Genomic DNA, 12,703 nt, shown 5'->3' with positions numbered 1-12,703 from the left:
GCAATCCGTAGAGAAGACAACGCGCCATGACCGATACCCCTATCGAACAGCTGCTGCAGCAGCATTTTTCCATCGATGCGCTGCAGAAGGCGCCCGCGCCCCTGCAGCAGGCGCTGGGCATGCTGGGCGGCTGGCTGGCCGCCGACCGCGACACGGCCTATCCGCACACGCCGTATGCGGAACTGCTGACGCAACTGTCCGACACTTGCCTGCCCGCGCACGGCATGCCAGTGGCGCAATTCCTGCAAGAACTCGACACCACCGTGCTGGCCAATACGGCCCAGCTGAACCATCCCCAGTACATCGGCCACATGACGCAGGCCCTGCCGTGGATCAGCGTGCTGGCCGAAGCGTTTACGGCCACCCTGAACCAGAACCAGGTCAAGATCGAGACAGCCTACGTGTCGACCCTGATCGAAAAACAGATCCTCGGCTGGCTGCACCGCCAGGTGTACCAGCAACCGGACGCCGTCTACACGCAGGCCATGGCCGCCACCAGCGGCGCGCTGGGTAATGTCGTCAATGGCGGCACCATGGGCAACCTGACGGCCCTGGCCGTGGCGCTGGAACAGCAACTGCCCGGCACGCGCAAGCGCGGTTTGTTTGCCGCCATACAGGATTCTAGCCATGCGGGGCTGGCCGTGATCGGCTCGGCCCGCAGCCATTATTCCGTGAAAAAGGCGCTGGCGACCCTGGGGCTCGGTGAAAACGCCTTGCACCTGGTGGCCGTCGACCGCGACAACCGCATCGACGTCGGCGCGCTGGAAGCGACGATTGCCGATTTGAAATTGCGCAGGATCAAGGTCGTCGCCATGATCGGCATCGCCGGCACGACGGAAACGGGCGCCATCGACCCGTTGGCAGCCATGGCGGCGATTGCGGCGCGCGAAAACATCTGGTTCCACGTGGACGCAGCCTGGGGCGGCGCGCTCTTGATCGCGGAACAGTACCGCGCGCTGTACGACGGCATTGCCCTGGCCGACTCCGTCGTCATCGACGGGCATAAATTGCTGTGGGTGCCGATGGCGCAAAGCATGGTGCTGTTCAAGGATAGCGCCAGCCTGAACTTGCTCAAACACAACGCCAACTACATCTTGCGCGACAACTCGGGCGACCTGGGCCAGACGTCGCTGGAAGGCTCGCGCCGCTTCGATGCCTTGAAACTGTGGACCTCGTTCAAGGTGCTCGGTGTGTCCGGCTACACGACCTTGCTGCAGCAGGCGGCCACCCTGTCCGGCCAGTTGCAGGATTTATTGGCCGACCAGCAGGATTTCGAACTCGTCACGCGCTCCGACACCTTCATTCTCACTTACCGCTACGTGCCGGCGCACTTGCGCCAGCGCATGGAAAGCTTGCTGGCCGGCGGCGAAGTGGAGGCGGCGACCGAACTGAACAAGCAACTCAACACCTTGAACGCCAAGCTGCAGAACCGGCAAAAGGCGCAAGGCCACAGCTTCGTGTCGCGCACGGTACTCGAATCGACGCGCTACCCGGGCCCGACCAACGTGCTGCGCGTGGTCATGACGAATGTCAAGACGCGCCCCCACCACTTGCGCGCCATTTTGGCCGAACAGCGGGCCATCGGCCAAGCGCTGGTGGCGGAATTCGGCTTGTAAGGAAGCACCCACCCATCAGCCTTGACTGGATGCACGATGCAGCGTCTTAGCGCCCTCACCGATCTGTTACGGCATCTGTTGAAATGGCTGCTGCTGGCCTTTGTCGTTGCCGTGCTGGCAGGGACGGCCTCGGCCGGCTTCCTGTTCGCCCTTGAGTGGGCCACGCGCACGCGCCAGGCGCACGCCTGGCTGATCTGGCTGCTGCCCGTGGCGGGCTTTGCCGTCGGCTGGCTGTATTTGCGCTACGGCAGCAGTGTCGAAGGCGGGGCCAACCTCCTGATCGATGAAATCCACGACCCGAAAAAAATCATCCCCTTGCGCATGGCGCCGCTGGTGCTGGGCGGCACCGTCATTTCGCATTTGTTTGGCGCCTCGGTCGGACGCGAAGGCACGGCCGTGCAGATGGGTGGCGCGCTGGCCGACCAGTTGACCCGCATGTTTCGCTTGAACAATGAAGACCGCCGCATCATCCTGATGGCCGGCATCAGCGCCGGCTTTGCTTCCGTCTTCGGCACGCCGCTGGCAGGTGCCCTCTTCGGCCTGGAAGTGCTGGCCATCGGCCGCTTGCGCTACGAAGCCATGCTGCCCTGCCTGCTGGCTGCCGTCATCGCCGACCAGGTGGTTCTGCTGTGGGGACCGCTTTTGCAAATTGCTCACACGCATTACGCCGTGCCCCTGATCCCCGCCCTTTCAACCTGGACCTTGTGCGCGATGGTGATCGCTGGCGTGCTGTTCGGCGTGACGGGGAAACTGTTTGCGCAAGCCACGCACGGCTTGAGCGGCCTGATGAAACGCTGGATCGCCTACGCCCCGCTGCGTCCGCTGGCCGGCGGCCTCGTTGTCGCGCTTGCCGTATGGCTGCTGGGTACGGATCGCTACATCGGCCTGGGCATTCCCACCATCGTCGATGCGCTGAAAGAACCGTTGCCCGCATATGACTTCCTCGGCAAGATGGCATTTACCATTGTTTCCCTCGGTACGGGGTTCAAGGGCGGCGAAGTGACGCCATTGTTCTTCATCGGCGCGACCCTGGGCAATGCGTTGGGCCCGCTATTGCACCAGCCTGTCACCTTGCTGGCCGCCATCGGCTTTGTCGCCGTGTTTGCGGGCGCAGCCAACACGCCGATCGCCTCGACCCTGATGGCGATGGAACTGTTCGGCGCCGAGATCGGCGTGTACGCGGCCATCGCCTGCGTCGTGGCGTATCTGTTTTCCGGCCACGCGGGCATTTACCGGGCACAACGGGGCGGGCATACCAAGCGCACCGTCCACAAGGATATCGACACATGACACAGAATATCTACGACAACGACGCCTTCTTTACCGGCTACAGCCAGCTGCCCCGTTCCATCGGCGGGCTCGACAGCGCCCCCGAATGGCCAGCCCTGCGCGCAATGCTGCCGGAGATACAAGGAAAAATCGTGCTCGACCTTGGCTGCGGCTATGGCTGGTTCTCCCGCTGGGCAGCCGATGCTGGTGCGGCGCAGGTGCTGGGCGTGGACGTGTCGGAAAAGATGCTGGCGCAGGCGAACGCCATGGGGACGCACGCGGCCGTCAGCTATGCCCGGCTGGACCTGGAACAACTGGCCCTGCCGCCCGCCAGCTACGACCTCGTCTACAGTTCGCTCGCGTTTCACTACATCGAGGATTTCACCACCTTGCTGGCTACCATCCGCCACGGCTTGAAACCGGGCGGCAAGCTGGTGTTTTCCATCGAGCACCCGATCTTCATGGCCCCGCGCCAGCCGGGCTGGCTGACGGACGCGCAAGGCCGCAAGCGCTGGCCCGTCGACAGCTACCAGCAGCAAGGCCCGCGCGTGTCGGACTGGCTGGCGCCAGGCGTGATCAAGCAGCACCGCACGCTCGGCACGACCATCAATGCGCTGCTACGCGCTGGTTTCCAGCTGGAACACATGGAAGAATGGGGCCCCACCGACGCACAGGTCGCGCAGCAGCCGGCGCTGGCGGAAGAGCGCGAGCGGCCGATGCTGTTGCTGGTGGGATGTAGCCTGCCGTAATCGCGCTGTCAGCTGGCCACATTGCGCGTAAAGCGCAGGGTAGACTCACCCGCATTCACATAGGCATACGCTTGCGCGCTGCTGAAGACGAAAAAATCGCCCGTGGCCAGCTGCCGGGTTTCCGCCGCCAGCACGAGCTGCAGCTCGCCTTCCAGCACGTAGATCATTTCGCTGAAGCCCGCCGGGTCGGCTTGCGCATCGTAGCGCTCGCCTGGTGCCAGGGTCCACGACCACAGTTCCACCTGGCGGCTGGCGGGTGCCGCGCCCAGCAGCACGGCCTGGCTGGCTTGCGATGCGCTTTGCCACATCAGCACGCGCAAGCTGTCTTGCGGCTGCCGCGGTGGCTGGACCAGGTCGACAAAGGCCACGTTCAAGGCGGCCGCCACATGGTCGAGGTTGGCCAGGCTGATGTTGGTGCTGCCCGCCTCGACGCCATTGACCATGCGCCGGCTCAGGCCGGACTGGCGCGCCAGCTCTTCCTGGCTGAGGCCGGCGGCCAGGCGCAAGCGCCGCAGATTGGTGGCCAGGTATGCCAGTACGCCACCGGCTTCGGCTTGACTGCGCAATATATTGCTCCTATTATGATGGGAAATATTTTGCTCATAGCATAGCGTCCCATGAAAACACACGCAAGTCCCCCGCCCGCCCTCGGCATGCCCGAACTGGCCCTGATCGCCATTACCTTCCTCTGGGGCGGCACGTTTCTTGTCGTGCAACATGCCGTGACGGTCAGCGGCCCGCTGGCCTTTGTGGCCGCCCGCTTTGCCGTGGCCGCCAGCATCGGCGCCCTGATTTGCCGGGGCCAGCTGCGCCAGTTGACGAAGGCGGAGCTATTCACCGGCATGGCCATCGGCGTGAGCATCTTCGGCGGCTACGCCCTGCAAACGTATGGCTTGATGTATATCACGAGCAGCAAGTCCGCCTTCATCACGGCCTTTTATGTGCCCATCGTGCCGCTGGTGCAATGGCTGGGCTTCAAGCAGCGGCCCCACCCTGCAGTGTGGGCGGCCGTGGTGCTGGCTTTCTTCGGCTTGCTGCTGCTCACCGGCACGGATGGCTTGAGCATGGGTTTTGGCACGGGCGAACTGATCACGGCCGTGGGCGCCATCGCCATCGCCCTGGAAATCATCCTCATCAGCCGCGTGTCGCCGCAGCTGAACATCCTGCGCGTGACCATCGTGCAACTGGCCACGGCCTCATTGATCGCCCTGCTGTTGATGCCCGTCTTGGGCGAAGCGCCACCGGTCCTCAGCAAGACCTTCGTCTTCAGCGTGCTGGCACTGGGCTGCGCCAGCGCGCTGATCCAATATGTGATGAACTGGGCGCAAAAGCGCATTTCCGCCACCAAGGCCACCTTGATCTATGCGGGCGAACCCGTGTGGGCCGGCGTGATCGGCCGCATCGCCGGCGAACGCCTGCCGGCCCTGGCCATCGTGGGCGCGATATTGATCATCGCTGCGGGCATCCTCAGCGAGTGGCGGCCCAAGCGCCGCGTGCGCGCTGCCGGCAAGACCATCCAGCCCTAAGTTATTCCTCGCCCCGCCGCAGCGCCATATCCCCATGCAGCGCCAGCGGCACGGCCCTGGCCCAGCGGTTCGACGACAGGGAAAACGTCAGCGCCCGCACCTGGTGGTACCAGCCGGCGGGCACGTACAACATGTCGCCCGGCTCGACGAGGCATTCGATCATGGTGGCCTGGCGCGCCAGGGGAAAACGCTCGAAATCGGGCGCTTCCGGGTCGAACGGGGAGCCGAACAGGATGGCGTTCGCCTCGCTGGGATACAGGAAGGCGTCATGGTGCGGCGGCGACAAAAAGATGCGTTTGCGGCCCCACACCTGGGCGAAGATATTGTCGTCGTAATCGCAATGCAAGGGCGTCACCGTGCCGGCCGGCCCCACCCAGAAGCGTGGCGGGCCCATCTTGTCGAAATACGTGGGCCAGTGGCACAGGCGGTTCAGTTCGCGCAATTCCAGGTTGCCCAGGTAAGGCGGCAGCGCATACTCGCCCTCTGCCACCAGATCCAGGTATTGCCCCATCGACATGTCCTGCATGGCGCGGTCGGCCGCGAAAGCCGTGTTGATGTAGTCACCCACCCGCGCCCGCACGGGCACGTGGCTGAATTGCTCGCGCAAGACTTCGGGGCCCAGGGCCGACAGGGGCCAACGCCGCACCAGCCCGCGCATCAGGAAGGGCAAGCCCAGCGCGGCCCGCGCGCGGAAGGCGGCGGCGTCCAGCATGGCCAGGCGCGGCACCTCGGTGATGGTGGGCAAGTCGCGCGCCGCCTGTTTGATGGCGACACGCATGGCGTCGATGGACGTGACGCCGCGCACCTGCGCATCCTTGGCTTCGCGCGCCTGCTTATGCGCAAGGGCTGTTGCGGCAGAACTGAATTCGGCTGGCGGCCGGGGCGGCAGTGCGCGCGGCAAGATGGGGGTGGCCGCAGGCGGGTGCGGCGCTTTCTTTTCTACGGACATAAACCTTCTTTGCGATCGGGCGTCGCGCGGCATGGCGCGACCGTACGCTATTTTAAGCCAGCAAGGCCCGTTTCAGCATATCGGCCTGCTCGCCCGCCTGGCGCGCCTTGGCGGCATATTCGCAGGCCGTACCCGGATGCAGCCAGGCCTGAGCCTTGGCGGCCAGGTTCAGGTACAGCTTTTCCTTTTCCTGCAGCGCCCTGACGGCGGCCCACATAGCGTTTTCCGCCTTGTCATGCTGCAACTCACCGAGCATCCGCGCCGTGAAACTGTGGCCCGTATGGCAGCGAAAACGCTGCGGCTGCTGAGCATGCAGCTCCCACAGGGTGCCCTGGCATTCGGGACAGGTGAAAGTCGATGGCGTGGCAATTTTTTCCAGTTGCTCCATATTTCCCACTCCCCGGGCAAAACGGTTTTCCACGGCGATCCACGACGGCGCGGGCGGCAAAGGCTGCGCGGCGCTGGCCGGCGCTGGCGTGCCGCTGGCCAGCGCCAGCAGGGCCGGGCCGATCTCGGCGCACGGCAGGCGCCAGTCCACCTCGGCGTGGTCGATTGCGCTTTGCGGCATCGACGGCGCCACCGCATCCTGCGGCTCCTGCACCAGCGCCTTGCCACCGCAGGCCTTGATGGCCTGCAAGCCTGCCGTACCATCGTCGAGGTAACCGCTGAGGATGACGCCCACCACCTTCGGGCCGAAAGCTGCGGCGGCACTGCGAAACAGGGGATCGATGGCGGGACGCGTATGGTTTTCCTTGGGTCCCCGGGTCAGCTCGACCGTTGCCTGGCCAGCCAGGTTGGCAACGAGCATGTGCCGATCCGGCGGCGCCAGCAGGATGCGCCCCGCGCGCACGGGTTCGCGCTCTTCGGCAAAGCGCACGGGCAAGGCGGAGGTTTTGCCTAGAATCTCGGGCAACACGCTATTGCGCGCGCCCACATGCATGACGACCAGGATTGCCGCGGGCAGGTTCGCCGGCAAGGCGGAGAAGATGGTGGACAGTGCGCTCACGCCGCCCACCGAGGCACCCATGACGATCAGCGTTTCCATGCCGGCCCTTTCGCGCCTGGATCACTGAACTATTTTGCCGCGCCTAATAACAAGATTCAGTGCGCCGGCTAACACTGTACGCAGCGTTAGGTCAGAACAGAGACGTAACGACACCTGACGAAACCGTAGCGAGCGGAAGGGAGAGGTGGCCGAGAAGCGCAACCGTACTAAAGTACGGTGAGCATCGCAGGCCGCCTATACCGACGCGTAGTAGGTTTAGTCAGGCGTCCTCAGACAGGCGTCTTGAAGATCGGATCGACGATGAACTGCTGCGCCTTGATGCGCAAGGTGCGCTCTTCATCGAGCTCGGCGCGCGTTTCGCCCAGCTCTTCGCGCTCCGCTTCCAGTTCCAGGCGCGCGGCGGCCAGTTCCGTTTCCACGCGCGTCAGGCTTTCCAGCTTCAGCTGGGCTTGGATCAGTTCGGCGCGCGCCGCTTCGGCAGCCTCTTCCAGGCGGGGGATGCCTTCGAGCTTGAATTGCGCCTTGGCCAGGTCCATGCGTGCCTGCTCGGCCGCCTCTTCCAGGCGCGGCAAGCCTTCCAGGCGCAGCTGCGCCTTGGCCAGGTCCGTACGGGCCTGGTTCGCCACTTGCCGCTCGCGTTCAAGTTCCTCGCGCAAGGTTTCCAGCTCGCCGGCCTGCAGGTCGAGCAACTCTTGCTGGCGCTCGTTCTCGCTGGCCAGGTCCATCAATTCCTGTTGATTGTCGTTCATCTCGGCTTCATGCGCGCTGTGGCTGGCGCTTAACTCCTGTCCTACATAATCGAGGATGGCTTGCTGCAGCACGGGCGACAGTTCGGCGGCGGCAGCGATCTGGCGCTGCGCACCGGCCTTGCGGCGCTGCAAGAGCTTGCTGATGGTGCCCAGGCAGGCGCCGTTGCCCAGCCGTTCGCGCAAGGCGCGCACCGTGATGGCCTGGCCTTCGCCCGCCATCGCTTCCATTGCCGCATTGATCTGTTCCGCGCTTACTTTTGCCATGTCGTCTGCTCTTGAATGTTGCCCAGGGCAATCTTGCCCAGGGGCATTATCTTATGCCAGCGGCGGCAAAGCGTAAAGTATTTCTCAATAGAAATTGCAATTGCACAACGAAATGTTGTGCAAGCATGCGGCCTGGGACGTTTTACTCTTCGAGCAGGCCATTTTCCGTGAGCATATCCTGCACCAGTTCCAGGCGCAGCACGGGATTGTCTTGACTCAGCAATAGTTGTTTTTGCATGGCGCTCAGGGACAGCAGCTCGCACCAGCGGTTCGCCACCCAGCCGCACTCGTCGAGCCGGTACGGCGGCTGCAGGGGCATTTGGTCAGGCGGGATCTTTTGCTCCTGCAAGGTGCGGATCAGGGCGCCGAGCGCGTCGGCCACGTTCTGCTGCTCTTGCGGAATGGGGATGGTTTTATCGGGCGGCAAGGTTTCGATCTGCGCCATCCACAAGCCGTGCTTCAGCTGTTCGCTGGAGACGATATGAAAGCGCTGCATGCCCATGCATTTGATTTGCAGCAAGCCGGACAGGGGCGCGGCCCAGTCGATTACACGCGCCAGGGTGCCCACGGGCGCGAGCGTTTCCTGCTGGCCCGGCTTGCGCACTTCCCCGCCGTCCAGCAGTTGCACCACGCCAAACGGCTGCTCGCCCATGATGCATTTGCGTATCATGTCCAGATAGCGTACCTCGAAGATCTGCAGGGGCAGATAGCCATCGGGATACAGCACCGTATTGAGCGGGAACAAAGGTATCGAGGTCATAGCGCATGATGGCACGAATGGCATATCCGTGCTGCGCGCCTTGCCTTGTCAGCTTAACTGCGCCGATTATTTGTAGAAGCGCCTTTTCTTGGCCCGCTCCGCCGCCTTCGGCGCCAGCACTTTCACGGCCTTCTTCTGGATGGTGCCGCCGGCGGACGTGCCCGGCACACGGTGCTCGGCCTCGAAACCGGGCTCCTCGTTGCGTTTCAGGGTTTGCCGGGTCAGCGCTTCCACAGCCGACAGCAACTCCACCTCATCGGCGCAAACGAGCGAGATCGCTTCGCCCGAAGCGCCCGCGCGGCCCGTGCGGCCGATGCGGTGGATATAATCTTCCGCCACGGTGGGCAAGTCGAAATTGACGACGACGGGCAATTGATCGATATCGAGGCCGCGGGCAGCCACGTCGGTGGCCACCAGCACCTGCACCTCGGCCGATTTGAAGCGGGCCAGCGCGCGCAAACGGTTCGGCTGGGTCTTGTCGCCGTGAATCGAATCGGCGCGCACGCCCTGCTCCAGCAAAGTGTTCACCAGCAGCTCGACACCCTTGCGCGTCTTGACGAAGACCAGGACCTGGCCCCAGCGCTTTTTCTTCAGCAAGTGCAAAAAGAGTTCCGGCTTGCGTTTCTTGTCGCACACGATCACCGATTGTTTCACGGCCTTGACCGTGCTGTTGCGCGCGCTCACTTCTACCGAGACGGGGTCCTTCAGCATGGTTTTCGCCATGGCGCGGATGGCGTCCGAGAAGGTGGCCGAGAACAGCAGGGTCTGGCGCTGCTTGGGCATAGTCATCAGCAATATATCGAGCTCGCGCTCGAAGCCCAGGTCCAGCATGCGGTCCGCCTCGTCCAGCACCAGGGTTTGCACTTGCTCGAACTTGACGGCGCCCTGCGTCTGCAAATCCAGCAAGCGGCCCGGCGTGGCCACCAGCACGTCGAGGCCCTTGCGCAGTTTGCTGATCTGCGGCTCGATGGGCACGCCGCCATACGCGACAAAGCTGCGCAGCGGCAAGTTGCCGCCATAGCTGCGGAAGCTGGCATAGACTTGCTCGGCCAGTTCGCGCGTGGGCACGAGCACCAGCACGCGCACGCACTGCGGCGCCACCACGCCTTCCAAAGTCAGGCGCTGCAGCAGCGGCACGGCAAAGCCGGCCGTCTTGCCCGTGCCCGTCTGGGCGGCGGCCATCAGGTCGCGCCCGGCGAGCACGGCAGGAATCGCTTGCGCCTGCACGGGCGTGGGCTTGGCATAGCCGAGCTCATCGAGTTTGCGGACCAGGGGATCGATCAGGCCGAGGGAGGAAAACGTCATGGGGAAAGCAATCTTGGCAAAGGAAAAGGTGGCGCGCACGGACGGGCCGCGCGCGCAATTGCCGAGATTATAGGCCAGCGGGGATGCCGGCCGGGGTTTTCAGTATGAGAACGTCGCGATCAGAACTTCATTTCCAGGGTCGCGCGCGCCTGCGGCGAACTCGGTGAAATGCTGTTGCGGGCTATCGTGCCGCTGGCGTCCGCATACGTGGTGGTGCTTTCGAAGTCTTGCGCCAGCAAGTTCGACACGGCCAGGCGCAACTGGTTCTTCGCATCGAATTTCCACAGCGCATAAAGGTCGAGGTCGCGCCGCGGCGACGTATAGGCGCTCTGGCGCTCGGTGATGCGCACGGGGCCGCCATTGCGGAAGTTGAAGCTGCCACCCGTCGTCAGCACACCATCCGGCGTCTTGTAATCGAGACCGAAGTTGCCGCTGACGGGGGTTTGCTGGTCGAGCCGGTTGTTTGGCCCCGGCACCTGCTCCACCTGCGACCAGTTGCGGCTGACGCTGGCGCGCAGGTCGATGGCCGGCACGGGCGCCGCCAGCACGGCACGCAGCGGGAACTTCGCTTCCAGTTCCAGTGTCTGAGTATTCGCGCGGCCATCATTGACGGGCGTGGAGACCCAGCGATCATTGATGAACAGCAAGCCCTGGCGCGTGTAGCCATCGATGCGGCGGGCCGAGGCGCGCGCGCTGAGCAAGGCGCCTTCGGCCCAGTAGTGCTCGTACGAGGCATCGATGCCCAGCGCCAGCTCCGGTTTCAGGTAAGGATTGCCTTCACGGTCGGGGTCCGTCTGACTATTGTTGGTCGAGGTATTACGACGCGGAATCAGGCTTGCCGTGGGTTGCGCCTTGTAGGTGCGCGTCAGGGCCAGACGTACCTGGTCGCCCTTGGTATCAGGCAACTTCCACAGGGTTTGCAACAGCGGACTCCACACGCTGGTGCGCTGCTGCACTTCATCATAAGTGTTGCCTGCGCTGCGCGTGTCGATGCCCTCCCAGCGCACGCCCGCATACATCGACCAGCGCGGCGTGATTTCCCAGTCGTCCTGCACAAACAGGGCCAGGCGCTTGATGGTGGCGTCGAAACCTTCGTCGCTGTCGACGGGCGGGCGCGCACCCAGGGCAGACAGTGCCGCTTCGCGCTGCCGGCGCGTTTCCTCGCGCTCCGTGTAGGCGCCATCCCAGCCCATCGACAGGGCGTGGCCGGGCAGCAAGGGCGTGGAGTACTTGCCGGTGGAACTGACGCCGTTTTCCGTCGCCTTCACGCCCACCTTGCGGTCGAGCGCCAGGCCGCTGCCATCGACAAAGCCTTGCTGCAGGCTGTCGGACGTATTGCGGGCGGCCGAGGCACCGATTTTCAATTCCAGCCGGGCGCCGCCGGCCAGCTTGTGCATCCACGTCAGGTCGCTGCGGCCGAAGGCATTGTGGTTGCTGGAGCTGCCCGTATTGGTGTCGTAATCGGGGCGCAAGCCCTGTTCTGTTTCCGCGCGGCTGAAATTGCGGTGATTCGAGCGCCCGCCATTGAAGAAGAATTGCGCCGTCACATTATCGCCGTTGACCAGCACCCAATTCAGGCGCGGCGACAGATTGATGCCTTCCGGGCGGCCATCGCCCGTGCCATTCGTGCGACGCAGCAGGTTTTGCCGGCCATCGGGCGCATAGCCCAGTTCCAGTCCGGGATTGTCGTAATGGTAGTCGTAGCGGAACAGCGAGCCGGCCAGCGAATACGAGAAGTTGCCGTCGCGGTCGGACAGTTGCACGTTCACGCTGGGCGAAAAGCTCACGTCGCTGCCCTGCACGCCCAGCTTGAGTTCGCGCTGCGCCGTCTTCACGGCTTTCTTGAGCACCACATTGATGGTGCCGGCAATCGACTGCGTGCTGTATTCGGCGCTGGCCGCATGCAAAATCTCGATGCGTTCGATCACGTCCGGCGACAGGGTGTCGAGCGAAAAACCGGCCGGCGCCCGCTCGCCGTTGAGCAATATCTGCGTGTAGCCGCTGCCCAGGCCGCGCATGCGGATTTCGCCGCCCGAGCGCCCGGCCGCGCCGGAAACCGTGATGCCGGGCAAGCGCTTGAGCACATCGGTGACATTCGTGTCGCCATACTTGAGGATTTCCTCGCTGCCCACGACCATCTTGCTGGCCGTATCGTCGCGGCGCGGATCATAGCCGCTGCCCTTGACTTCCACGGTTTGCATCGCGGGCGCGGCGGGCTTTTCAGCCTTCAGCGGCGCAGCGGCGGGCTCAGAGGCTGGCGTTTCGGATTGCTGGGCCTGGGCATTCCAGGCAAACAGGACAGCGGAACAAAGGACGGTAAGGCGAAGGCAACGGCGTGGCATCATGACCTGGCTAAAAAAGTTGGCTGAATAAAAATGGCTAAAAGCTAAAAAACAGGCCGCTGTATTGTGCTGTAATTTTTTCCGAGTGGCACAGTTTCCTGAAAATATTTCCTATGGCAAATTAAATTCGGCGGCCGGCTGCGATACGCACCCTTGCATACGGCGCAT

General features: G+C 63.8%; 11 protein-coding genes. 4 read left to right on the top strand and 7 right to left on the bottom strand.

Going from position 1 to position 12,703, the window contains the following annotated elements:
* The first annotated feature begins 26 nt into the window (after positions 1-26).
* Genes AC3IQ7_RS13695 through AC3IQ7_RS13685 form a run of 3 tightly spaced genes read left to right on the top strand, consistent with a single transcriptional unit; the run spans position 27 to position 3,634 of the window.
* Positions 27-1,616 carry a pyridoxal-dependent decarboxylase gene (locus AC3IQ7_RS13695; protein ID WP_489210111.1) on the top strand — a complete coding sequence of 530 codons (1,590 nt, stop codon included), beginning with the start codon at positions 27-29 and terminating at the stop codon, positions 1,614-1,616.
* Between the two features lie 36 nt (positions 1,617-1,652).
* Positions 1,653-2,906, top strand: coding sequence for a voltage-gated chloride channel family protein (locus tag AC3IQ7_RS13690; RefSeq protein WP_489210109.1), 1,254 nt, complete (start codon positions 1,653-1,655; stop codon positions 2,904-2,906).
* On the top strand, positions 2,903-3,634 hold the full coding sequence (locus AC3IQ7_RS13685; RefSeq protein WP_489210107.1) for a class I SAM-dependent methyltransferase: 732 nt from the start codon (positions 2,903-2,905) through the stop codon (positions 3,632-3,634). Before AC3IQ7_RS13690 ends, AC3IQ7_RS13685 begins: the two co-directional genes overlap by 4 nt.
* 8 nt (positions 3,635-3,642) lie before the next feature.
* Here AC3IQ7_RS13685 and AC3IQ7_RS13680 read toward each other — a convergent pair whose 3' ends face one another.
* The gene (locus AC3IQ7_RS13680) at positions 3,643-4,200 is read right to left on the bottom strand and encodes a helix-turn-helix domain-containing protein (RefSeq protein ID WP_489210105.1); all 558 of its coding nucleotides are present in this window, start codon (positions 4,198-4,200) and stop codon (positions 3,643-3,645) included.
* Positions 4,201-4,251: 51 nt separating this feature from the next.
* Between AC3IQ7_RS13680 and AC3IQ7_RS13675 the strand changes: the two genes are divergently transcribed.
* Positions 4,252-5,160 carry a DMT family transporter gene (locus AC3IQ7_RS13675; protein WP_489210104.1) on the top strand — a complete coding sequence of 303 codons (909 nt, stop codon included), beginning with the start codon at positions 4,252-4,254 and terminating at the stop codon, positions 5,158-5,160.
* A gap of 1 nt (position 5,161) precedes the next feature.
* On the opposite strand, the gene AC3IQ7_RS13670 is transcribed toward AC3IQ7_RS13675, so the two are convergent.
* The 6 genes from AC3IQ7_RS13670 to AC3IQ7_RS13645 all read right to left on the bottom strand — a co-directional run bounded on the left by AC3IQ7_RS13670 (position 5,162) and on the right by AC3IQ7_RS13645 (position 12,394).
* Positions 5,162-6,109 carry a cupin-like domain-containing protein gene (locus tag AC3IQ7_RS13670; protein ID WP_489210103.1) on the bottom strand — a complete coding sequence of 316 codons (948 nt, stop codon included), beginning with the start codon at positions 6,107-6,109 and terminating at the stop codon, positions 5,162-5,164.
* Positions 6,110-6,161: 52 nt separating this feature from the next.
* Positions 6,162-7,154, bottom strand: a complete 993-nt coding sequence (locus tag AC3IQ7_RS13665) for a chemotaxis protein CheB (protein WP_489210101.1) — start codon at positions 7,152-7,154, stop codon at positions 6,162-6,164.
* A 230-nt stretch (positions 7,155-7,384) separates the two neighbouring features.
* Positions 7,385-8,128, bottom strand: a complete 744-nt coding sequence (locus tag AC3IQ7_RS13660; RefSeq protein ID WP_046684938.1) for a DNA-binding protein — start codon at positions 8,126-8,128, stop codon at positions 7,385-7,387.
* Positions 8,129-8,270: 142 nt separating this feature from the next.
* Positions 8,271-8,888, bottom strand: a complete 618-nt coding sequence (locus tag AC3IQ7_RS13655) for an LON peptidase substrate-binding domain-containing protein (protein WP_099379894.1) — start codon at positions 8,886-8,888, stop codon at positions 8,271-8,273.
* Positions 8,889-8,954: 66 nt separating this feature from the next.
* Positions 8,955-10,193, bottom strand: coding sequence for a DEAD/DEAH box helicase (locus AC3IQ7_RS13650; protein ID WP_034752386.1), 1,239 nt, complete (start codon positions 10,191-10,193; stop codon positions 8,955-8,957).
* 119 nt (positions 10,194-10,312) lie between these two features.
* Complete coding sequence (locus AC3IQ7_RS13645) at positions 10,313-12,394, bottom strand: TonB-dependent receptor plug domain-containing protein (protein WP_233516295.1); 2,082 nt, start codon at positions 12,392-12,394, stop codon at positions 10,313-10,315.
* Between the last annotated feature and the right edge of the window lie 309 nt (positions 12,395-12,703).

The sequence above is a fragment of the Janthinobacterium sp. GL_088 genome (genome assembly GCF_057837845.1).
This window is presented reverse-complemented; position numbering and strand designations above follow the sequence as displayed.

What these genes read in the sequence shown, in the direction of transcription:
- AC3IQ7_RS13645 (WP_233516295.1), bottom strand. Translation starts at nt 12,394, where the DNA reads ATGCAAACCGTGGAAGTCAAGGGCAGCGGCTATGATCCGCGCCGCGAC.
- AC3IQ7_RS13660 (WP_046684938.1), bottom strand. Translation starts at nt 8,128, where the DNA reads ATGGCAAAAGTAAGCGCGGAACAGATCAATGCGGCAATGGAAGCGATG.
- AC3IQ7_RS13670 (WP_489210103.1), bottom strand. Translation starts at nt 6,109, where the DNA reads ATGTCCGTAGAAAAGAAAGCGCCGCACCCGCCTGCGGCCACCCCCATC.
- AC3IQ7_RS13655 (WP_099379894.1), bottom strand. Translation starts at nt 8,888, where the DNA reads ATGACCTCGATACCTTTGTTCCCGCTCAATACGGTGCTGTATCCCGAT.
- AC3IQ7_RS13675 (WP_489210104.1), top strand. Translation starts at nt 4,252, where the DNA reads ATGAAAACACACGCAAGTCCCCCGCCCGCCCTCGGCATGCCCGAACTG.
- AC3IQ7_RS13690 (WP_489210109.1), top strand. Translation starts at nt 1,653, where the DNA reads ATGCAGCGTCTTAGCGCCCTCACCGATCTGTTACGGCATCTGTTGAAA.
- AC3IQ7_RS13650 (WP_034752386.1), bottom strand. Translation starts at nt 10,193, where the DNA reads ATGACGTTTTCCTCCCTCGGCCTGATCGATCCCCTGGTCCGCAAACTC.
- AC3IQ7_RS13665 (WP_489210101.1), bottom strand. Translation starts at nt 7,154, where the DNA reads ATGGAAACGCTGATCGTCATGGGTGCCTCGGTGGGCGGCGTGAGCGCA.
- AC3IQ7_RS13695 (WP_489210111.1), top strand. Translation starts at nt 27, where the DNA reads ATGACCGATACCCCTATCGAACAGCTGCTGCAGCAGCATTTTTCCATC.
- AC3IQ7_RS13685 (WP_489210107.1), top strand. Translation starts at nt 2,903, where the DNA reads ATGACACAGAATATCTACGACAACGACGCCTTCTTTACCGGCTACAGC.